The organism is Rhodobacteraceae bacterium M382 (genome assembly GCA_025141015.1).
GTDB classification, from domain to species: domain Bacteria; phylum Pseudomonadota; class Alphaproteobacteria; order Rhodobacterales; family Rhodobacteraceae; genus Aliisedimentitalea; species Aliisedimentitalea scapharcae.
In genome coordinates this window covers 2835047-2857355 of sequence record CP081098.1, presented here as the reverse complement: position 1 = coordinate 2857355, position 22309 = coordinate 2835047, and the positions used below count along the sequence as shown (strand labels likewise).

Genomic DNA, 22309 nt, shown 5'->3' with positions numbered 1-22309 from the left:
CCCTTCCAACGTCTCAGCGCGGCTTGGGTCTTGGTCAGCAACGGGTGCCCCTCTGTGATCACGCTGGGTTTGACCGACCTTTGATGTTTGATGCGACACTCCATAAAGTCATCATATCGGTGGGGACTCCTTCAGGCGCGGCGGTTGCCAAAACTGGGAAGATGCGCGTCACGGAGCAAGTGGGACCTGGTTCAGCCCAGTTTCCCAATTCCCTATCTTGAGCTGACTTCTATACCAAACCGGTGTCAGGAAACATTTACCTCACCAGTCATTCGTGTCTTTTCGAGCAGAAAATCCCGTACAGTTGGCGTGATGAAACGATGTTCCATCGGATATATCCCGCATTTGGAGAGCGAGCTGCGGAGAGACTGTGACGCCTCGATCCGTTTCCAAATGGATCTGGATGCATAGGGCGAGCGGCGCGGTCGCCAAGCAAGCCCCAGCGTCATGCCACGCAAATAGGTGCGTTGCTGGCGATGCGCCGGATAAAGCACTGTCTCGGTGATTGACCCTTCCTGGTCGCTTTCAAACTCCATCACAAAAATGCGCCCCCCCAGATAGCTCGACTTGCCGTTATATCGCGTCCGGTTGATGGTGCCGTGTTCCGGGTTTTTTCCGCGTTCAACAGTTCTGGCCAACACTTGCCCACTCTGTTCGTACAGTTCCGTGAACCCCACCATGACGTTGCCCGGCCACGAAGGCGTGAAGAAATGAATGTGGTAGCTCCCGATATATTTTCGCAACCGGGCGATGTCCCCCGGAAAGGCGTGGGCAAAAGGGTCCTGGGAAACGGGCGAAGCACTCCGGGTCACTTCGCGCCGTTGCGCCATGAATTCAACCGGGTCCGTAAAAAGATGCTGCTCCTGCAAACCAAAGTGCAGGCAGATTTTGCGCAGATTATGCGCAGAAGGCATGCCGGCACCATTCAGATATCGGCTGAATTGCTGCTGGTTGATTCCTATGTCCCGACAAATCTGCGCAATCGAAACCCGTTCGGCGCAGAGGTGTTTTAGATTTTTTGAAAAAATTTCATTTCGGGACATCGGACGTTATCACCTTTTTGCACCTTAGCTAAAAGTAGCTAAAGGAACACAATACTCGCTAACTTGTTTGGGGCAAGTGCTTTGTCCATGTTCGCGCCATGGCTGATCAAATCGAAATAATAGAAAACCAATGGATCGCTCTCTCAGACGGGCGAAGGCTGGCTGCGCGGCTCTGGATGCCCAAGGGGGACGGGCCGTTCCCCTCCATTTTGGAGTATCTTCCGTATCGCAAACGCGATGGCACGGCACCGCGGGATGAAACCACCCATCCGGTTTTTGCCCGCGCGGGATATGTTTGTGTTCGGGTGGATATTGCCGGAACCGGCGATAGCGATGGGGTGTTCGATGATGAATATTCCGAGCAAGAGCTAAGCGATGGCGAAGACGTTCTAGCGTGGATTGCGGATCAGGGCTGGAGCGATGGCAATGTTGGCATCATTGGCATTTCCTGGGGCGGTTTCAACGGGTTGCAGTTGGCAAGCCGTCAGCCCGAAGCCTTGAAGGCTGTGATCAGCGTTGCTTCGACTGTGGATCGATACGCGGACGACATTCACTTTATGGGGGGCTGTCTGCTCAGCGACAATATCAATTGGTCAAGCCAGATGTTTGCCTATCAAACACGCCCGCTTGATCCACTTTTACGCCCCGACTGGCGGGAAGAGTGGATCGAAAGGCTCGACAAGTCTCCTTTTCTGGCCGCCGATTGGTTGGCCCATCCGACCCGAGACGCGTTCTGGAAACATGGATCGGTCTGCGAAGACTGGTCTGCGATCAAAATACCTGTCCTGGGGATGACGGGCTGGGCAGACGCATATGTCAATGCACCGACGGCTCTGGTCGCGAACCTGAATTCCGCCTCCAAGGCGATGATTGGGCCATGGGAGCATCGCTATGCGCATATTTCCAAATTGGCACCCGCAGATTTCCATTCCGAGGTGATCGGCTGGTTTGATCGCTGGCTAAAGGGCGAGCTCAACGGCGCTGAAGATCTGCCTGATTATCGTGCGTTCATGCAGGAGCATTTTCCGCCGACTGAACACAACAGCCCCCGCCGAGGCCGATGGATCGCAGAACAGAATTGGCCGTCGCCAAATATTTCTGTTCGCAACATGTATTTGGACACGGGCGCGTTGGTGGATGAGCCTCAGGCGGGGCAGGTGACAGTCTCTACGTTGGCGCACATTGGCCAGGCCAGCGGCTATTTCTGCCCCGGCATGCGTAATGACAACGAATTGGCCGGTGATCAGCAAGAAGATGATGCGCTGTCTGTCTGTTTCGACACAGCCCCTTTGCAAGATCCTCTTGAGCTTCTTGGCCGCGCCGTATTCGAATTTTCCTTCACTGTTGATCGCCCCGTTGCACAGCTGGTTGCACGGTTGTGTGACGTTGCACCTGACGGGCAATCGTTCCGTATCAGCTATCGGCCGTTGAACCTGAGTGCCCATGAGAGTTTCGAGACCCCAGAGGCGCTCGTGCCGGGGAAAACGTATACTGCGCAGATAGAGCTGAACGAATGTGCGCATCACTTGCGGGTCGGGCAGCGGCTGCGGCTTGCCTTGTCCAGCAGCTATTGGCCGCTTGTCTGGCCTGCGCCAAAACAGGCCGCGATCACGCTGGATCTGGCAAAAACCAAGCTGAAACTACCTGTGCGGCAGGTCGCGACAGAGATCACCCCAGCCAACCCCGGACCTGTACAAGAGTTTCCACAGCTCGAGACCCAAGAGCTTCGTGCCCCAACCAGCACGTCCGAGCGGTTTATCCGAGAGGACGGCGTGGTTGTGCGCGAGACCCGGGATGACTTTGGCAAAACCCGCGACCCGCATCACGGCCTGGCCGTCGGCAGCGATGTCTCACTGCAGGTTTCCATTCATCCTGATGACCCGGCCACGGCCTGCTTTTGGGAAAAGTGGAATTTCACATTTGAGCGCGGCGATTGGCAGGTCGAAATCGACACCGAGAACACCATGACGTGCGATGCGGCAAATTTCTATCTGCACAGAAAAGTCTGCGCCACCGAAGGCGCGAGCAAAACCGAAATTCTGTCACGGGACTGGTCAAAGACCATCCCGCGCGGACTTCTTTGAACCAATCCACGGGAGGATAACATGAAAATCGAATGGACAAAGGCCCCTATGGGGCGGCGGACCTTTCTGCGAGGGGCGACGGCTTTGGGCGCGGTCACGGCGGTACCGATGGGCTTTGGATCACGGGCGGCTGCGGGCACAGATGGTGTTCTGCGCATACGGGCTTATGGCGACACGCAGACCATGGATCCTGCAAAAATCCTGTCAGTGAACGAAGAAGAGGTCATGGCGGCCACTTATAACAAGCTGATCCAGTACAAACCGGGCAGGGAATGGGGGTGGCAATTGGATGCCGCCAGCATGATTGAACAGGTCGACCCGACCCACATCAAATTTGCGCTGCGTGATGACATCGGTTTTACCAACGGGTTTGGCGCGATGACGGCCGAAGACGTGAAATTCTCGTTTGAACGGGTGATTGATCCCGCGACAGAAGCAACCAACAAACCGGATATGGGCACGCTGAGCCATGTCGAGGTGACTGGCGAGCGTGAAGGCACCATCGTTCTGAAAGATCCCTTTGCCCCGCTCTGGAGCATCGCGTTGCCATATCAGACCGGCAATATCGTTTCGAAAAAGGCCGTGGAAGCGGCGGGTGGTATCATTGGGACGGACCCGGTTGCCGAATCCGGCCCATACCTTCGAGACAGCTGGAGCCCAAAGTCAAAAACCGTGTTGAAGCGGAACCCAGACTGGAAGGGAGATGCGCCAGCTTGGGACACAATCGAAATCCTGCCGATTGATGATGAAAACACGGCCGAGATTGCTTTTGAAGCAGGTGAGATCGACTTTACCCGTGTCTCTTTAGGCTCGGTTGAACGGTATCGCGGCGGTGTCCCCAATGGCGGTACGCTGATCGAAAACCCATCGCTGTATTATGTCTGGCTGGGCATGAACATGGATCATCCCAAACTGCAAAACAAGAAACTGCGCCAGGCGATCCAACACGCCATTGATGTTCCAAGCATCCTCCAGGCGGCGTATTTTGGCGCTGTCGAACCATCGACAGGCATCATCGCTCCGGGATTGGCTGGCAATCGAAAAACCGGAAGGATCCCGCCCGAGGCGAATTTTGAAAAGGCGGCAGCGTTGTTGGCCGAAAGTGGAGAGACCAATGTGTCGCTCACACTGGATGTCCTGAACAAAACCACCTTTGCGACCACTGCACAGATCATTCAGGCCACGCTGGCGCAGATTGGTATCTCGGTCGAGATCAACCTGTTGGAGTCCGGTGCGTTTTGGGCCAGCGGTGACAATGAGAACCTGCAGCTGGTGCTCAACCGCTATTCCATGACCCCGGACCCCTATTACGCGACCTCGTGGTTCACCACCGAGCAGGCCGGTATCTGGAACTGGGAGCGCCACAAGAATCCCGAGTATGACGCTCTGCACGAGGCAGCGTTCCGCGAAACCGATACCGCCAAGCGGGACGAAATGTACCAGCAGGCGCAGAGCATCATGGAAGAAAGTGGAGCCTATCGGTTCATCACCCATGAGGCGACGCCCGTGATCCACTCGGCCGATGTGGTGCCGGCGCTGCGGCCGGATGGCCTGTCGCTCCTGCGGTATTTTGACAAAGCCTGATCTCCTCTCAGGCGCGGCGTGACCATCCCTAGTCAGGTGATCACGCCGCACTGACTATCAAATCAAAGGTGGCTGCACATGTTGTCTTACACCCTCAAACGCTTCGCGCTTGCGGCGTTGATTTTGGTCGTGGCGGTTACTGTCATGTTCCTGATGATCCGTGCTGTGCCGGGCAACCCTGTCGAGATTATGCTGGGACCGCGCGCCACACCGGAATTGCAGGCCAAATTGACGTCCGAACTGGCTCTGGATCAACCGATGTGGCGGCAGCTGGCTCTGTTCTATGGTGGATTGCTGCGCGGCGACCTGGGCGTTGATGTCTTTTCCGGGCGCTCCGTTACCGATATTGTCTTCGAACAGCTGCCCTACACACTTCACTTGATCTTCCTGTCCATCGGCTGGTCGGCCATTTTGGGTGTTGCGATTGGTGCCTATGCGGCTGCGCATCCCAACACACTGGCAGATCGCGTTGTGGCAACTTTATCGGTCAGTTTCGTGGCTGCTCCTGCCTTTGTTGTTGCCCTGTTGTCGTTGCTTTTGTTCGCCGTTTATCTTCGCTGGTTTCCTGCAATTGGCGCTGGCGAAGGGTTCTGGGATGTTCTCTATCATCTGGTATTGCCCGCTTTTGCGATGGGGTTGTCCTGGGTCGGCTATGTGGCGCGTCTGGTTCGGGCTTCGATGCTGGAAGTTCTGGGCGAAAGCCACATCCGAACCGCCCGCGCCTTTGGTCTGAGCGAACGGCGTATCATTGGAGCCTACGCGCTGCGGATAGCCATCTTGCCGGTTGTCACCGTGATTGGTGTTGGCATGGGCTTCCTTCTGAGCGGCGCTGTCTTCACCGAAATCGTGTTTGCACGACCAGGACTGGGCAAACTTGTCATCGATAGCATCACCACCCGCAACTATCCCATCGTGATGGGGGCGGTGTTGGTCTCGACCGGTTTGTTTGTTGTTTCAACCGCACTGGCGGACATCATCAACGCGGTGCTTGATCCGCGCGCCCGCACCGAAAACTGAGGGAGGGGACCATGGCTGATATTACTTCGACACCCCAAAAACCACGCTCTGAATTGATGAATATCATAACTGGCGTCGCACGAGAGCCGCTGGGTCTGATGGGGTTGATCATCGTTGGGGCCATTGTTTTGGCCGCGTTGTTTGCACCTTGGATTGTGCCCTATGATCCGATTGCGATGAATATCCCGGACCGGATGCAGGGGCCGTCCTGGGCGCATTTTCTGGGCACCGATCAGCTAGGGCGCGATACATTTTCGCGTGTTGTGATGGGTGGCAGGGTCGCATTGAAGGTTGCACTGCCCGCGGTGTTTGGCGCAATGGCCATTGGCCTCACGCTGGGGATGATCGCGGGCTATGGGCCAAAATGGCTGGATAACCTGTTGATGCTGTTTTTTGACACCATCCGGTCCTTTCCAACCGTGATGTTCGCCCTGGCCGTTGTGGCGCTGGTGGGGCCAAGCCTGCAAACCGTGGTGTTTGTGGTCATGGCAACGTCGATCCCGACCTATGGGCGGGTGGCCCGTACCCAAACTCTGACTCTGCGCAATTCGGAATTCATACTGGCCGAACGGGCCATGGGGGCCACCATGAAGCGCATTCTCGGGGTGCATATGCTGCCCAATATCATTGGCGTTCTGGCGGTGTTGGCGGCAATGGACATCCCGACTGTAATCGCGCTTGAGGCCGGGCTGTCGTTTCTGGGCCTTGGCGTGAAACCTCCGACGCCAAGCTGGGGTGCCTTGTTGAAAGATGGCTATGCGCTGATCCGGCAAACCCCGTGGTTGGTGATTGGTGGTGGCCTGCCGATCATTCTGGCGACCCTTGGTTTTACCTTTCTGGGGGAAAGCCTGCGCGACGTGGTCGATCCCAAACTGAGGAAACAGCGATGACTGACGTACTTTTGGAGATTGACGACCTGAGTGTGGATTATGAAACCGCACGTGGGGATCTCAAGGCGCTGCGAAATATCAGTTTTGATGTGCGCAAAGGCGAAATTGTTGGGATTGTCGGTGAAAGTGGGTGTGGCAAATCCACGCTGATTTCGTCGATCCTGCGGTTAACCGCGCCGAACACCCGGTTTCGCAAGGGCGAGGTGCGCTTTCATGGGAAAGACCTGTTAACACAGTCGGAACGTCAGATGCGTGATCTGCGCGGCTCGGACATCTCGATCGTGTTCCAAGACCCGATGCAGACCCACAATCCCGTGATCTCGATCGGGCAACAGATGGTGGATATCCAGCATCGTGCAAAGATCTCGAAACAGGAAAAAATTGCGTTGGCGGCAAAAATGCTGGGGGCTGTTGGCATACCCGATCCAGAGGCGCGGCTAAAGCAATTTCCGCACGAGTTTTCCGGCGGGATGCGCCAGCGGATTGCCATTGCAATGGCGTTGATGAGCGAGCCTGATCTGTTGATCGCGGATGAGCCGACCACCGCATTGGACGCCACGCTGGAAGTTCAAATCATTGAACGCCTGCAAGATCTGCAAAAGGACTTCGGCTGTTCGATCCTGTTCATCTCGCACCACCTGGGTGTGATTGCCGAACTATGTGACCGGGTGGTGGTGATGTATGCGGGTGCCGTTGTGGAAAGCGGCGATGTGCGCGAGATCTTTCATCACCCAAGGCATCCTTACACCCGTCGTTTGATCGAATGTGACCCTGGACACATCAAAACCCGTGCCCGTGTGTTGCCCACCATTCCCGGTGAAGTGCCCGATCTGGCCAATCTGCCGACTGGGTGCATCTTTCGCGATCGTTGCGAACAGGCCAATGAACGCTGTGCACAAGTACCTGCGTTGACCAAACTCAAAGAGGGGCACTTTGCGGCCTGCTGGTTGAACCATGAGGAGGCAGTCGCATGAGCCCGATCCTGGAGGTCAAGGACCTGAAAACCAATTTCGGCCCCGTCAATGTTCTGGCCGGTGTCAGCTTTAACGTCGAGGCCGGTCAGACCTATGCAATGGTTGGCGAAAGCGGGTCGGGCAAGACCACGGTGATCCGGGCCATTGCCGGGCTGGCCCCGGCGCAATCCGGATCGGTCAAATTCATGGGGCAGGAAATTCGCGGCATTTCGGAACGTGCTTTTCGCCCTCTGCGCAAGGACATTGCGATGATGTTTCAGGATCCGGTCGGATCACTGTCGCCGCGCCTGACCATTCGCAACCTGATCACCGAACCCTATCGCATTCAGGGGATGAAGGATCGTGATCTGGATGCCGAAGCCAAACGGTTGCTGGAGCTGGTCAATCTGCCGTCGCATTTTGGGGATCGCTATCCTTATCAGCTGTCGGGGGGACAGGCGCGTCGTGTTGGTGTTGCGCGGGCACTGGCGCTGGAGCCAAAACTGATCCTGGCTGATGAACCCACAGCCGGGTTGGATGTATCGGTGCAGGGTGAGCTTTTGAACCTGCTCAATGATCTGCGTGAACGGCTTGGTCTGTCGATGGTGATCATCACCCATAACCTGAATGTGGTACGCCATGTGGCTGATCGGATGGGGATTCTCTACCTTGGAAGGCTGGTCGAAGAAGGCCCGTCCGAGACGGTTTTCGCCGATCCGCGCCACCCATACACGCATTGTCTGCTCAGCGCGAACCCCGAACCCGACCCGGATGCGCGACTGGAGCGTATCGCGTTGAAGGGCGAGCCTCCGAGCCTGATCAAACGGCCGTCGGGATGCGAGTTCCGCGAACGCTGCCCAATGGCCTCTGAAGTCTGCACCCAGGTTCCCCAATGGGAGGTTGAAAATGGCCACGGCATCCGGTGTTTGACCCCCCGCATCGTGGGGGCAGCAGCTTGAAGACCCATGAACCAAAAATGGTGCCGATTATTGGCACTGCTTTAGAAGATCACCGGATGCAACAGAACGCATCGGGCGCAACATGGAACCGTCCGCGGCGGACTATACGGTTTCACAAGGGTAATTTGAGATGAACCAAACACTGTATTTCAATGGTCCTATCCTGACGATGGATGATAAAAACAACGTTGTCGAAGCCGTTTTGACCGAGGCGGATACCATCGTTGCGACAGGTCCCGAAACCGACCTGCGCGCACAGCTGTCATCGGGTGCGACCGAGGTCGATTTGCAGGGCAAGACCATGTTGCCGGCCTTTATCGACCCGCACGGGCATTTTCCCGATCCCGGATTCATTCGGTTGTTCCGGGTCGATCTGGCCTCTGCGCCGCGCGGAGATTGTCCAGACATGGCCACCGCATTGGAGCGAATGCGGGCGAAAACGGCCGAAACTCCGCCGGGAGATTGGGTGATGGGGGTATCGTTTGACAATACGGCCATCGCGGAGCAGCGGATGCCAACCCGCGCAGAGTTGGATTCTGTGTCTACAGATCATCCGATTTGGGTGCTTCATGCTTCGGGCCATAATGGCACTGCCAATTCGATGGCGCTCGAACGGCATGGGGTCAATCGAGACACGTCTGATCCGGTGGGCGGGCGATTTGGCCGGGATCCAGAAACTGGGGCGCTGACAGGGGTGATCGAAGGTATCTCTGCAATGGGCGCAATGGGGGATACCAATTTCCTGATCGACCGGGATCGTTTCTGGCAGGGGTTTGACGCATGCCGTGACGAATATCTTGAGCAAGGCGTCACTTATGCACAAAACGCCTGGTCCTCGCCCGATATGATCGCGCATTTTGCGTCCCTTCCGGCAAATGTCGATCCGGGTATCGACATAGAAATCCTGCCCGTCGGAGAGATGGAACCACAGTTCAGCCAGAACCTGGACGCGGCGCAATGGCCGGGCAATCCTCACTTCACCCTGGGCCCGCGCAAGCTGTTCACCGACGGGGCCTTTCAGCTGCAAACGGCGTTTTTGTCCGAGCCATACCATAAGCCCGCCAATCCGGGTGCGCCCTGTGGGATGACCTATGTCGATGCCGACGAGCATCACGCTCAGGTGAAGAAACTGCATGACATGGGGTTTCAAATACACTGCCACTGCAATGGCGACGCCGGGTTGGATCTGTTTCTGGATGCTGTCGAGGCCGCGCAAACGGCAAATCCACGAAGCGATCACCGACATACAGTGATCCATGGCCAGACCACGCGCGATGACCAATTGGAGCGCATGGTCCGTCTGGGGGTCACGATCAGCTTCTTTTCGGCCCATATCCATTTCTGGGGCGACCGCCACTATGACACGTTTCTGGGCCCTGATCGTGCGATGCGAATTTCTCCGGCAGCGTCCGCAGAAAAATACGGGGTGCGGTATACGATCCACAATGACGCATCGGTGACACCCACGCGGCCCATTCATTTGGCCCACTGCGCGGTCAATCGGCTGACTGCGTCGGGGCGTCAACTGGGCGCGGACCAGAAAGTCTCGGTCCTGTCTGCATTGCGTGCACAGACAATTGATGCCGCCTGGCAGGTGTTTCAGGAAGACAGGCGCGGTTCGATCGAGGTCGGTAAACTTGCTGATTTTGCCATCCTGTCCCGCAATCCTTTGACCGCACCGGAACAATTGGCTGACACAAAATTGGTTCAGACAATCCGCCGTGGCCAATTGGTTTTCCAGACATCTCAAATATCCGATCAGAAAGTCAGCGCATGACCAGAGTCAAGATTGCGATTGCCGGTTTTCAACATGAAACCAACACGTTCAACCCAAATCTTACACCCGTTTCCGAGTTTGAGCGCGCCGATGGCTGGCCAGCTGCAACCCGTGGGCAGGACATTTTAGAGGTATTCCCTGGTCTGAATATTGCAATCGGCGGCTTCATTCAGGAGGGGCAGGATTTTGATCTCCGCCCCATTCTATGGTGTGCCGCTGAACCTGCTGGACATGTTTGCAGGGACGCTTTTGACACGTACTGTGGCGAAATCTGCGCCGGGTTGAAACAGCACGCACCACTGGATGGCGTGCTGCTGGATCTGCACGGTGCAATGGTTGCCGAAGATCATTTTGACGGTGAACTTGAAATCCTGCGCCGCGTGCGTGCGGTGGTCGGGGATATCCCGGTGGTGGTGGCCCTCGACTTTCACGCCAATATCTCTCCTGCTTTTGTCGAACTCTGCGATGCTATTGCGATCTATCGGGAATATCCGCATCTCGACATGGCGCAGACCGGTGTTCGGGCCGCGCGTCTGATGCGCCAGCGCCTGACTCTGGGCCGCCCCTTTTCAAGAGCGTTCTTGCAGGTGCCATTTCTTATCCCGCTCTCGGATCAGGCAACCGGTCAGGAACCGTTCGCACATATTTTTTCCGGGTTTGATGATCTGCCGGTGCCCGGTCTGATCAGCGCGGATGCCGCATCCGGGTTTCCGGCCGCTGACATTCCCAACTGCGGTCCATCTGTTTTGGCCTATTGCACCAAAGAACCCGCAGCCCAGCAGGCCGCAGACATTCTTTTGGGCCGGTTTCTTGAAGCAGAGCAGCAACTGACCAAAAGCTTGCTTTCGGAACGCCAGGCGATCCAGAAAGGGGCCGAATTGTTGCAGACATCCGCACGCCCGGTGGTGCTGGCCGACGTCCAAGACAACCCCGGCGCAGGCGGGACCAGCGACACAACCGGCCTGTTGCAGGCGCTGATTGAACTGGATCTTGCTCCGGCTGTCATGGGTATTTTTGCCGATCCGGCCTGTATCCAAAAGGCTTGGTCAGCTGGAGTTGGAGACCACTTTGACCATGTTATTGGTCAAAACACTCAAATTCCGGGACTGACCCGCAAGACAGCAACCTTCGAGGTTGTACGTTTGTCTGATGTTCCCATCCTTTGCACCGGTGAAATGTACAAGGGAATTGCCGTCGACATCGGACGTTCGGCGCTGTTGAAAATTGTCGGACCTTCCAATGCGATTTTTGTAGTCGTCTCCGAACAAAGGTTTCAATGTCTTGACTGCGCATTGCTCGAACACTTTGGGCTGGATTTATCGGACGCACGTCTGATCGTCGTAAAAAGCACGGCTCACTTTCGCGCCGATTTCGACCCTATCGCACAGGCGACGCTTCTGGTTGCGTCACCGGGCCTTCACCCGTGTCGGTTGGATCAGGTGTCATACGAAAACCTCCGTGAACAGGTGTCGTTGATCAAGGCAAGCCCAGGTCGCGATGTTTTCGCACAGACGTGATGAGGCTGTTCCTCAGTGCTGCTTTGCGCGCAATCGGCCGGTTTGGCGAACAGCGACGCCGCACGCCGGAACGGTGCCAACACCCGCAATTGGCGCAGCCATATAGGTGTCTGCGCCAACGGGCGGACAGACCCATTCACAATTCGTCGCCATCTCTGGCAAATGCCAGAGGCAGGGAGGTTCAAAAATCCCTCAGATCCCGACATGAGAGTCAGACCGCATGCGCCAATGAGATCGCCGGGCAGGCGGGCAGGGTGGTCCCATCTCGGACGTGGTGCCCAGGCTGTCGTACAGCGATGACACCCAACGCTATCTGCACCAAATAGATCGTGCGCGCGCAGCTTGGGCTGCAAGCTGCAGAATGTCCGAGAAATGCCAATTTAGGCGCAGGTGTCAGTCGGCCTCAGAAACATGGGGCACGTCCCAAGAGCAGCTCTACAGAATTATAACACTCAGGGGAGAAGTGGCAGCCCGTAGGGGAATCGAACCCCTCTTTCCAGGTTGAAAACCTGGCGTCCTAACCGATAGACGAACGGGCCACTGTGTGTGCGGTTCTTTAGGCAATCCAAGTCTGTGCCGCAAGGCAAAAAGTGAGTTTGGATCCAAATAATTTGAAAGCGGTCCGCATCAGGCCGGTGCCGCATCATCCAGCCGCAGTTGCACGGTTTGACGCCCCCCCCAAGTGTTGATTTCCATGCGCCCGGCAAAATGAAACCGGGCACCACCATGGTCGATGAGCCGTGGACCCAACGCTGTGTCAAAGGCACCGAACGCAATGGCATCAATCCCGCCGCCTGTCCCGTCTGCGAGGCTGAGCTTGAGATGGCTTTCGCCCACACGCTTGGCAAAACGCACCGACAACGAAGGCAACGCATAGCGCGGCGCAGGTGCCCCGGCACCAAAAGGGCCTGCCTGTTCGATCTGTTCGATCAGATCAATTGTTGCAGCACGGGGCATGATCACCCCGTCCAGCTTCAGATCAGCAGCGCCCAATGTATCTGCGCCCTGTTTGGCCAGCAATTCCGTCAGGCGCGCCATCGCCGGTTCCAATTGGTCGCGTGCCACGGTCAACCCTGCGGCCATCTTGTGACCGCCTCCCTTTAGCAACAGACCGTCGTTGGCCATGCGTTGGATGGCAGCCCCCAGGTCGATGCCGCTGACCGAACGGCCGGACCCTTTGCCTTCGGTCCCATCCAGACCGATGACGATGGCGGGGCGGTTGGCGGCTTCCTTGAGCCGCGAGGCCACGATGCCGACAACGCCAGGGTGCCAACCTTCGCCAGCAGCCCAGACCAAAGGGGCGTCCAGACCGCGCTCTTCGGCCTGTTCCATAGCGGCGGCGCGCACTGCGTTTTCGATCTCGCGCCGTTCGGTGTTCAGCTGGTCCAGCCGTTCCGCCATGGCGGCGGCTTCATGCGGGTTGTCACAGGCCAGCAATCGCGCGCCCAGATCGGCCTTGCCGATGCGCCCGCCGGCGTTCACCCGGGGGCCCAGCAGGAACCCGAGATGATAGGGGCTGGGGCTGGAATCCATGCGCGACACATCCGCCAGCGCCACCAGACCAGGTCGTTGCCGGGCAGCCATCACTTTCAGCCCCTGACGGACCAGCGCCCGGTTGGCCCCAATCAAAGGGGCCACATCGGCCACCGTGGCCAACGCCACCAGATCCAACAGCGCCATCAGGTCCGGACCAGTGCCCAAGCCTGCTTCGCGCATCTGACGCCGGACCTCGACCAACATCAGGAACACCACGCCCGCAGCGCAGAAATAGCCAAGATCGCCATCTTCGTCCTGACGGTTGGGGTTCACCACCGCAACACAGTCGGGCAGGGTTTCTCCCCCCAGGTGGTGGTCCAACACCACCACATCCGCGCCTTTGGCGGCGGCAATAGGCCCGTGGCTCAAGGTGCCGCAATCGACACAGACGATCAGGTCGTGATCGCGCGCCAGAGCCTGCATTGCGACCTCGTTGGGTCCGTACCCTTCGTCGATCCGATCCGGCACATACAGTGTTGCGGAATGGCCCATGCCGCGCAGCCACACCAGCAACAACGCTGCCGAGCTGCCGCCATCCACGTCATAATCGGCAAATACCGCAATGCGCTCGCGCCGCTGCACCGCCTGTACGAACCGCGCGGCGGCCTTGTCCATGTCTTTCATCCGACGTGGGTCGGGCAGCAGCTCCTTGAGCTGCGGGGTTAGGAACCCCTGGGCTTCCATCGCAGGCACGCCGCGACGCGCCAGCACCTGGCACACCGCCTGAGGCAGGGTGGTCTGCTGTACCATGGCTTCGGCCGCCCGTTCGACATCCACGCCCGGTCCCACCCATCGCCGTCCACTCAGCGATTGCTCCACACCTAGAAAACTCATGCCTGCTCCCCCATCCGCATCGTAAAAAGGCCGGACCCTCTCGCGGATCCGACCCTTCATCTGGCCAAAAATATCCCTGCCAGAGGCAGCGGCGCAAGCCGCTTTCCCGCGTGATCAGGGATCAAACCGGTGTGCGATAGCTCATGCGACGCACGGATCCGGTTTTTGAACGCATCAGCAATGTGGTGGTCTCCACCCATCCGGGTTCGCGTTTGATGCCAGGCACCAAGGTACCGCCGGTGACACCGGTCGCGGCAAAGATCACATCCTGGGTGACCATTTCGTCGCGCGAATAAATCCGGTCCAGGTCGGTGATCCCGGCCTTGGCGGCACGGCCGCGTTCGTCGTCATTGCGGAACACCAGGCGGCAATAGATCTGCCCGCCCATGCATTTCAGCGCTGCCGCAGCCAGAACACCTTCAGGTGCGCCGCCTTGGCCCATGTACATGTCGATGCCGGTCACATCGCTTTCGGCGCAGTGCATGACGCCTGCGACGTCGCCATCGGTGATCAGGCGGATTGCGGCACCCGTAGAGCGCACTTCGGCGATCATTTCTTCGTGGCGGGGGCGTTCCAGAATACAGACGGTGATGTCCGAGGCGTCACACCCCTTGGCCGCGGCCAGCGCCTGAACCCGTTCGGCGGGCGTCATGTCCAAGGATACGACGCCGTCGGCATAACCGGGGCCGATGGCCAGTTTGTCCATATAGGTGTCCGGCGCGTGCAACATCGACCCGCGTGGGCCCATGGCGATGACGGTCAGCGCATTGGGCATGTCCTTGGCGGTCAGCGTGGTGCCTTCCAGCGGGTCCAGGGCGATATCGACGCCGGGACCGTTGCCGGTGCCCACTTCTTCGCCGATGAACAGCATCGGTGCTTCGTCCCGTTCGCCTTCGCCGATGACCACGACTCCTGCGATGTCCAGCAGGTTCAACTGTTCGCGCATGGCGTTGACCGCGGCCTGATCGGCGGCTTTCTCGTCTCCACGCCCCACCAGTTTGGCAGATGCCAGGGCAGCCTGTTCAGCCACACGGGCCAGGCCAAGAGAAAGCATGCGGTCATGAAATTCGGCTTGGGGAGACATAGAAAAGTCCTTGCAGATTGGGTTCCAGCCCCTCTAGCGCAAGCGGGCCGGGATTCTCAAGCATGTTTGCGCAAAACTGATGGTTCACGCGGTGAAATGACGGTTCCTGTGGCAGAAACCAGCCTGCCACAGGGAATATTGCGCGGTCAGACGGTTTCGATCCGCAGGGCCACAGGGTCGCCGGCCATGACGCCGGTGCCGTGCATGGCTTCCAGCGCCGCGTCCAGATCGCGACGTTGGGTCTTGTGGGTGACGATGATCACAGGGGCCTGCTGGTCGTCGTGCTGGGTCTGACGCATCCGGTCGATGCTGACACCTGCATCTCCCAGGGCGGTGGCGACTTTGGCCATGGCACCGGGGCGATCTTCTAGCAGCAGACGGACATAATAGGGAGCAGGGGAGTTCGAACTGGCAGCTTCGATGTCCTTGAGCGTTTCGGCGGGCTGACCAAAGGTCGCGACCCGAAACCCGCGCGCAAGGTCGCAGATGTCACCCATCACGGCACTGGCGGTGGGGCCTTCGCCGGCACCTGGTCCGCGTAGAACAATCTGTTCCACTGCGTCGCCTTCGATCACCACCATGTTGGTGCCGCCCTTCAGCTGACCCAGCGGGCTGTCGGCGGGCACCAGACATGGCGACATGCGCTGTTCCAGGCCACGGCCCGACAACTGCGCCACGCCCAGCAGTTTGATCTTGAAACCCATGCTGGCAGCCTGGTCGATGTCTTCGATCGAAATCCTCTGGATGCCTTCCAGCTCGACCCCGTCAAAGTTCACCTTGGAACCAAATGCGATCGACGACAGCAGCGACAGCTTGTGCCCTGCGTCAATGCCGCCAACGTCCAGTGTCGGATCGGCTTCGAGATAGCCGAGTTGGTTGGCTTCTTCGAATACGTCGTCATAGGGCAGACCCGCGTCCTGCATCCGGGTGAGGATATAGTTGCAGGTGCCATTCATCACGCCCATGACGCGGGTTATTTCGTTCCCTGCCAGCCCTTCGGTCAGGGATTTGATCACAGGGATGCCACCGGCGACGGCGGCTTCGAACCGGATCACCCGGCCAGCAGCTTCGGCCTGTTCGGCCAACGCCTGGCCATGATGGGCCAACAACGCCTTGTTGGCGGTGACCACATCCTTGCCGGTTGCCAATGCGGCCTCGGTCGCGTCCTTGGCCGCGCCTTCGTGGCCCCCCATCAGTTCGACGAACACGTCGATGTCATCACGTTTGGCCAGTGCGACCGGGTCGGTTTCCCAGGCATATCCGCCCAGACCCACGCCGCGGTCCTTGGAGGCGTCGCGGGCGCTCACCGCCACAATTTGAACGGACCGGCCAGTTCGGGCCTCCAGCATGGCAGCCTGACGGCGGACAATCTTGACGACGCCGACGCCGACCGTGCCCAAACCTGCAATACCAAGACGAAGGGGCTGAGACATGGTGGAAAGTCCTTATGAGTAGTTGATTAGGGGACCGTATTCGGCCTGAACCGGGTCTTGGAACCGCCTTAGCGGGTTCGACGCATGGGTGCAATGTCGCGGGTCGAGGCTGGGGGTGGGAAACCGCGATTTTTCAGCAACCGTGGCCATAAGAAGTCAACGGGAGATCATCAGGCGTTTATTGGGTCGTGCTGCGCAGCTGATCGGCGCGTCGCTGTAATCGGGCACTGCGTGCCGCTAGAGCCTGTTCCAATTCCTGCCCGGCCTGGTTTGGGCGCGGAAGCGTTTCCAGCGCGCTGTCCAGTGTCACCAATTCAGGATAATCGGCATTTCTCATGTCGTCGGAAACCCGTTCTTCGATTTCGGGCACGCGGGTGCATCCGATCATGGCAACAGTGCAGGCAAGCACCAAAGTGGCGGGCAGGCGACCAGAATGCATGACGTTTGTTTCCTCGTTTCTCGGGATCTTGATGCCCTTTTGAGACAAAAGGCGCAAGCAGGGGTTTTTTCTGAACATCTGTTCAGATAGCGTGACGCCATGGCACGTACCCAAGGTTCCCACTCCGATATAACCGGACCGCGTATCCAGACAGCGGCGCTCAGGTTGTTTGCTCAGCATGGCTATGCCGCGGTATCCATGCGCCAGATCGCCAAAGAGGTCGGTGTGCAAGCGGGCGCATTGTACAATTACACGCCCGACAAACAAAGCATGTTGTTTGGGCTGATGCGGGGCCACATGCAGGACCTTCTTGCCACGTGGCGCGGTCAGGATCTGCCGGTGGATGCGATGGAGCAACTGCGCGTGTTCACGGGGTTTCACATCCGGTTCCATTTGGAACGCGCGGACGCGGTGTTCATCGCCTATATGGAGCTGCGCAACCTGTCGCCGGAGAATTTCACAGAAATCGAAACCCTGCGTGGTCAATATGAAGACGCGTTGGAGATGATCCTGAAGGCGGGGGTCGATCAGGGTGTGTTCCATGTGCCCGACACAAAAATCGCCACCTTGGCGGTGATCGCGATGCTGAACGGGGTCAATACCTGGTATCGGGCGGGCGGGCGTTTGTCGCTGGATCAGGTCGAAGCGATCTATTGGGACATGGTGCACAAGGTGGTCGCCCCGAACTGAACGTCCGGGGCGCACCTGGGTTCAGTGAGCAGCCTTGATAAAAGTCCCATTGCGCAAGTCCTGCATGGCGGTCTTCAATTCGTCGCGGGTGTTCATCACGATGGGGCCGTGCCAGGCCACAGGTTCCTGGATCGGGGCACCGGTGATCAGCAGAAACCGCACCCCCTCTGGTCCGGCCTGAACAGTGATCTCATCCCCGCTGCCAAATCGCACCAATGTGCGGTTCCCTGACATGTCTCGGATGTTGAGTTCTTGCCCCAGGACTTCCTTTTCCAACAACACACCGGTCGGGCGTGCGGCATCGACAAAGGCACCGGCCCCTTCGAACACATAGGCAAAAGCGCGGCGATAGGTGTCGATGGGCAGCGTCTTGCGCACCCCTGCCGGGATGGTCACGTCCAGATATTGTGGATCGGCCGCGATTCCGTCGACCGGGCCAGTCTTGCCCCAGAAGGATCCCACGATGATTTTGACCAATGTACCGTCGTCATCAATGACATGGGGAATCTCTTTGGCCTGGACGTCCTGATACCGCGGGTCGGTCATTTTTTGCGCTGCGGGTAAATTGCCCCAGAGCTGAAAGCCATGCATCTGGCCGGTCGCGCTGGCCGTTGGCATTTCCTGGTGCATGATTCCGGAACCAGCGGTCATCCACTGAACGTCTCCGGCACCCAGGGCTCCGGTGTTGCCTAGAGAATCCTCATGGGTGACGCTGCCTGACAACACATATGTGATCGTTTCAATGCCGCGATGGGGGTGCCACGGAAAGCCTTTGGCAAAATCCTCGGGGCGGTCATTGCGAAAATCGTCAAACAACAGGAAGGGATCCAATTCGGTCGGATCCTGAAAGCCGAACGCGCGGTGCAGCTTGACGCCAGCCCCTTCGAGCGTGGGGTGGGCCGGGCGTGTTTCCAGAACGGGGCGGATGGACATGGTGGTGTCTCCTGTGACTGTGGTTGTTCTATACGTATCGCTGCGTTGGTCCGAAACAACAGTCCCGCGGGCAGGGGCTGTGTGCAGGTTTGCACAGGTCCCTTGTCGGGTTGGATGACATCAGGGTATTCTGGTGGCATGACCCGTTCATCGGAAATTCTGGCCAGTTTGCCGTCTGACACGTTGGTGGCAGCCTTGGAGTTGATTGATTTCATGCTGGGCGAAGCCCTGCTCCTGGCAGATGCCGATGATGTGCTGATTGCCATGTCCGAACGCATCCACGCCGCAGGGGTTCCGTTGGAACGAGCCACGTCCATCGTGTCGCTCCTGCATGCCGAAGCCGTGGCAAGCGCCCGGTTCTGGGAGCTGGGCAAGGGGACACGCAGCTTTCTGTTTCCATACTCAGACGATAGCGGCGAAGGCTATGCGCATTCTCCGGCCGCAGACGTGCACCGCACAGGCCAATGGGTTGATTTGTGGCTGCCGGAAACGCCAGATGATCGATATGGGATCGTGGCCGAACTGAAACAGGACGGGTACACCCAATATGTGATGGCTCCTGTCTTTATGAAGATGGGGCGCAACGGCACTTTCAGTTTTGCCACCCGCGCACCTGAGGGATTTTCAAAAACGGATCTGGCCTTCTTGCGCGCGGTTTTCCCGGCGCTGGCGGCCTGTCAGGATATTCTGGCGACCTCACGCTCCATGCAAGAGGTGTTGCGGATCTATGTGGGGGAGGAACCGCACAGGCGCATCCTGTCTGGCGACGTGCATCGCGGCGACGTCATGCACATCCGTGCTGTGATCCTGTTGGCTGACATGCGCAGGTTTACAGAACTGACGGCCGAGATGAGCGCCCGCGCGGCCACCGATCTGTTGAACGCCTATTTTGATTGTGTTGTGCCGCCTGTCGAAGAGGTGGGCGGTGAGGTCTTGAAATTCATGGGGGACGGTGTGCTGGCCATTTTTCGGGTCCAGGACGGCGAAGAGGATGCCTGTGAACGTGCGCTGGTCGCGGCCCGAGAAGTATTGGCCCGAGTGAGACAGCGCAGCGGAGAACCCACCTTCGACGTCGGAATCGCCCTTCATGCTGGCGAGGTGGCCTTTGGAAATGTCGGGGCCGGAATGCGGCTGGATTACACGGTGATTGGCCGGGACGTGAATTTGGTTGCACGATTGGCAGGGCTTTGCAGCAGCCTGGATGAACCTTTGCTGGTGTCTTCGCAGTTCAGAACCCGGTCTCGGATACCCGGACGCAGCTGTGGGGCCCATCGGTTAAAGGGGCTGAGCCAGCTTGAAATTGTCTATGCGGTTTGATCCGTCGCGCCTTCGGTCGTCCCAGGCGCAAATTTCTTATCTAAGAAATTTGCCAAGAGTTTTTTCTAAAACTCTTGGTCGCGTTTTGGGGAGCGATTGGTCGGGGCCCACCAGTCTCCCGGTTTGGTCCGGGCTCCATGCCCTTTGCTCAACCGCAGCGCCAGCTTGCGCAGCGGAGACAAGGCCAGCTTCAACCATAATCTATCCCGCAGGCGGTCATAGTCCCGGTTAAAAGGGCAAACCCGCATGCAGATTGCGCAATCCGAGGCCATTTTGGCCCAAAAGGAGAAGCACTTTTCAGCGTCCGACGTCCATTTTCGGACGCCTTTGATGGCTGACACATTGTGCCCGCCCACCTCTGGGGGACCAAAGGGCAACGCCTTGACCGGGCAGGCGTCTGCGCATTTGGTGCAGATGTCACAAAAGGACTTTACGCCACGCGGTTGAGCAACATCATGAGAAAGCGGCAGATTGGTGAATATTTTTGAAAACCGCAACCGAGGTCCGAATTCGGGTGTTATCACCATCTGGTTGCGGGCGTACTCCCCTAGACCCGCCTTGACCGCATAGGGGATCACCAGGCCGGTGTCGTTCATCGAGGGCACCGCTTTGTAGCCGAGGTTTCGAATGTAGGCAGCAAGCTGCATCACGATCGCAGCTTCGTGACTGTATTCCCGACCGGTTGCCGCCCCTGCCAGGGCGGATGGGTAGGTGGCCACCAGATCCTTGTCCATTTCGTGGCCCAGCACGATGACGGAATTCAATCCTTGGGGCAGTTCATGCGGCGCTTCGGAGAAATCGCGTGCGTCAACCCGGGCGCTGTAGAGCCAGCGTTCATCAAAGTCTGTAATGCCACAAAGGTCGGCACCAAAGAATTTGGAAATCCGTTTGATTTCCACCGACATCTTGGCCGGATCGTCGATCTCCAGCGCGTCCGAGGCCACCGGAGTGTCGGGTTGGATCGGTGCCTGAAACCCTTCGCGCAGCCCCTCGGATGCTTTGCGATTGGAAACAATGTCTGAAATCAGCCAAGCGGCATTGCGCAGGGCAAAGTCGCGTTGGGTGAACCCGTCACCGCGGCGTGGCGCGGCTTCCATCCGGTAGGAAGAAAAGAATTTTTTGGTGTGTTTGGATTTTACCCGATCATCCCAGAACGCCCGGGTAAAAACGTCGTTGCGTTGAGAAAATCGTTCGAAATCATCGGTGACGTCGATCCCGGCGCGGGCATCGTCATCGCGGTGTGGAGGAGTGTTCTGGGGCCATGCCATGTGGTGACCGTATCGGGGGAAAATACCGGGCGCAAGAGATGTATTTCATGCTTCAAAGACCGACGTGATCCAGTCCCTTACAAGGGTGACTTCGTTGGTTTTTGGTCTCTCGCCAACGGTGGGCATCAGATAATGCCCCTGACCCATGGGGATCTCAGCCGCTCCGACCTGTGCCAGCCGGTTTTGCGCAAACGGCATTTCTGCGTATCGCCGCATGACCATTGCTGCGCCTGCTCCTGATGCAGCCAGCTCGATCGCGGCCAGTGTCGTGTCGACAAAAAGCGCGGTTTTCCGGTCCTCCAAGGGTATGTTCTGGTGTTTGGACAGGCGCAACCAGTGATCCTGATTGCCATGTATGTGAATCAGGGTTTGCGAAAACAGGTCTGTCAGTCGAGTCAGCTGTGGGGCCTGGGTGGGGCTGGCCACCGGGATGACGGTTTCGGTCGACAGCAGATGCGCCCGACGATCAAACCAGCTGGATGGTCCCAATCGCACGTCGATATCCACCTCGGTATCGGATGTGCTGTCGGCCCAGACGGCCGAGACCAGCCGGACCCGTATGTTGGGATGCGTCGCGTGAAAAGCGCCCAATCGGGGCGCAACACACAAAACAGCCGTCGAAATCGGCGCCCGCAAGGTAACGGCCGGCGCGGATCCGGGACCGATCAGACCGCGCGTTGAATAGGCAATGTCATCCAAGGCCTGGGAAATGGATGGGTAATACGCGTGGCCGATTTCGGTCAGTTCCAGATGCCGGGCCCGCCGGATGAAAAGAGTCACGCCAAAACTCTTTTCGAGACTGCGGATCTGGTGGCTGACGGCGGCCTGGGTCAGGCCCAGCTCATCAGCTGCGGCGGTAAAACTGCGCAACCGGGCCGAAGCTTCGAAGGCACGCAGCCAGACAAGATTGGGAAGATCGGACATGTGCCACAAATAATTTAGGGGTCAGAT

Annotated in this window: 18 protein-coding genes and 1 tRNA gene; 10 read left to right on the top strand and 9 right to left on the bottom strand. The window is 58.1% G+C overall.

Annotated elements, in window-relative coordinates:
• Nucleotides 1-245 precede the first annotated feature (245 nt).
• Nucleotides 246-1043 carry a helix-turn-helix transcriptional regulator gene (locus tag K3727_13345; GenBank protein ID UWQ89793.1) on the bottom strand — a complete coding sequence of 266 codons (798 nt, stop codon included), beginning with the start codon at nucleotides 1041-1043 and terminating at the stop codon, nucleotides 246-248.
• 98 nt (nucleotides 1044-1141) lie between these two features.
• On the opposite strand from K3727_13345, the gene K3727_13340 reads away from it, so the two are divergent.
• The 8 genes from K3727_13340 (at nucleotide 1142) to K3727_13305 (ending at nucleotide 11824) form a co-directional block, all read left to right on the top strand.
• On the top strand, nucleotides 1142-3127 hold the full coding sequence (locus tag K3727_13340) for a CocE/NonD family hydrolase (GenBank protein UWQ89792.1): 1986 nt from the start codon (nucleotides 1142-1144) through the stop codon (nucleotides 3125-3127).
• Between the two features lie 21 nt (nucleotides 3128-3148).
• Nucleotides 3149-4711 carry a peptide ABC transporter substrate-binding protein gene (locus K3727_13335; protein UWQ89791.1) on the top strand — a complete coding sequence of 521 codons (1563 nt, stop codon included), beginning with the start codon at nucleotides 3149-3151 and terminating at the stop codon, nucleotides 4709-4711.
• 78 nt (nucleotides 4712-4789) lie between these two features.
• The gene (locus K3727_13330) at nucleotides 4790-5728 is read left to right on the top strand and encodes an ABC transporter permease (GenBank protein UWQ89790.1); all 939 of its coding nucleotides are present in this window, start codon (nucleotides 4790-4792) and stop codon (nucleotides 5726-5728) included.
• An 11-nt stretch (nucleotides 5729-5739) separates the two neighbouring features.
• Entirely contained in the window at nucleotides 5740-6618 is an 879-nt protein-coding gene (locus K3727_13325; protein UWQ89789.1) for an ABC transporter permease, read from the top strand.
• Nucleotides 6615-7592, top strand: a complete 978-nt coding sequence (locus K3727_13320) for an ABC transporter ATP-binding protein (protein ID UWQ89788.1) — start codon at nucleotides 6615-6617, stop codon at nucleotides 7590-7592. Before K3727_13325 ends, K3727_13320 begins: the two co-directional genes overlap by 4 nt.
• Entirely contained in the window at nucleotides 7589-8530 is a 942-nt protein-coding gene (locus K3727_13315) for an ABC transporter ATP-binding protein (protein UWQ89787.1), read from the top strand. Before K3727_13320 ends, K3727_13315 begins: the two co-directional genes overlap by 4 nt.
• Before the next feature lie 130 nt (nucleotides 8531-8660).
• Nucleotides 8661-10307, top strand: coding sequence for an amidohydrolase (locus K3727_13310; GenBank protein UWQ89786.1), 1647 nt, complete (start codon nucleotides 8661-8663; stop codon nucleotides 10305-10307).
• Entirely contained in the window at nucleotides 10304-11824 is a 1521-nt protein-coding gene (locus K3727_13305; GenBank protein UWQ89785.1) for a M81 family metallopeptidase, read from the top strand. Before K3727_13310 ends, K3727_13305 begins: the two co-directional genes overlap by 4 nt.
• A 464-nt stretch (nucleotides 11825-12288) precedes the next feature.
• Here K3727_13305 and K3727_13300 read toward each other — a convergent pair.
• From K3727_13300 to K3727_13280, 5 genes are all read right to left on the bottom strand, one after another.
• Nucleotides 12289-12363: transfer RNA gene (locus K3727_13300), tRNA-Glu, on the bottom strand.
• An 88-nt stretch (nucleotides 12364-12451) separates the two neighbouring features.
• On the bottom strand, nucleotides 12452-14194 hold the full coding sequence (gene recJ / locus K3727_13295; protein UWQ89784.1) for a single-stranded-DNA-specific exonuclease RecJ: 1743 nt from the start codon (nucleotides 14192-14194) through the stop codon (nucleotides 12452-12454).
• 121 nt (nucleotides 14195-14315) lie between these two features.
• Nucleotides 14316-15278: a class II fructose-bisphosphatase gene (gene glpX / locus K3727_13290; protein ID UWQ89783.1), complete on the bottom strand. Its 963-nt coding sequence runs from the start codon at nucleotides 15276-15278 to the stop codon at nucleotides 14316-14318.
• A 146-nt stretch (nucleotides 15279-15424) separates the two neighbouring features.
• Nucleotides 15425-16711 carry a homoserine dehydrogenase gene (locus K3727_13285; GenBank protein UWQ89782.1) on the bottom strand — a complete coding sequence of 429 codons (1287 nt, stop codon included), beginning with the start codon at nucleotides 16709-16711 and terminating at the stop codon, nucleotides 15425-15427.
• A gap of 178 nt (nucleotides 16712-16889) precedes the next feature.
• Nucleotides 16890-17099, bottom strand: a complete 210-nt coding sequence (locus tag K3727_13280; protein ID UWQ93374.1) for a hypothetical protein — start codon at nucleotides 17097-17099, stop codon at nucleotides 16890-16892.
• A 150-nt stretch (nucleotides 17100-17249) separates the two neighbouring features.
• On the opposite strand from K3727_13280, the gene K3727_13275 reads away from it, so the two are divergent.
• The gene (locus K3727_13275; protein ID UWQ89781.1) at nucleotides 17250-17840 is read left to right on the top strand and encodes a TetR/AcrR family transcriptional regulator; all 591 of its coding nucleotides are present in this window, start codon (nucleotides 17250-17252) and stop codon (nucleotides 17838-17840) included.
• Nucleotides 17841-17861: 21 nt separating this feature from the next.
• Here K3727_13275 and K3727_13270 read toward each other — a convergent pair whose 3' ends face one another.
• The gene (locus K3727_13270) at nucleotides 17862-18773 is read right to left on the bottom strand and encodes a pirin family protein (GenBank protein ID UWQ89780.1); all 912 of its coding nucleotides are present in this window, start codon (nucleotides 18771-18773) and stop codon (nucleotides 17862-17864) included.
• A gap of 138 nt (nucleotides 18774-18911) precedes the next feature.
• Between K3727_13270 and K3727_13265 the strand changes: the two genes are divergently transcribed.
• Nucleotides 18912-20090 (top strand): adenylate/guanylate cyclase domain-containing protein, encoded by a 1179-nt coding sequence (locus K3727_13265; protein UWQ89779.1) that lies wholly within the window; start codon nucleotides 18912-18914, stop codon nucleotides 20088-20090.
• 65 nt (nucleotides 20091-20155) lie between these two features.
• Here K3727_13265 and K3727_13260 read toward each other — a convergent pair whose 3' ends face one another.
• Nucleotides 20156-21358 carry a 4Fe-4S dicluster domain-containing protein gene (locus K3727_13260; GenBank protein ID UWQ89778.1) on the bottom strand — a complete coding sequence of 401 codons (1203 nt, stop codon included), beginning with the start codon at nucleotides 21356-21358 and terminating at the stop codon, nucleotides 20156-20158.
• 45 nt (nucleotides 21359-21403) lie between these two features.
• Nucleotides 21404-22282, bottom strand: a complete 879-nt coding sequence (locus K3727_13255) for a LysR family transcriptional regulator (GenBank protein ID UWQ89777.1) — start codon at nucleotides 22280-22282, stop codon at nucleotides 21404-21406.
• Nucleotides 22283-22309 lie beyond the last annotated feature (27 nt).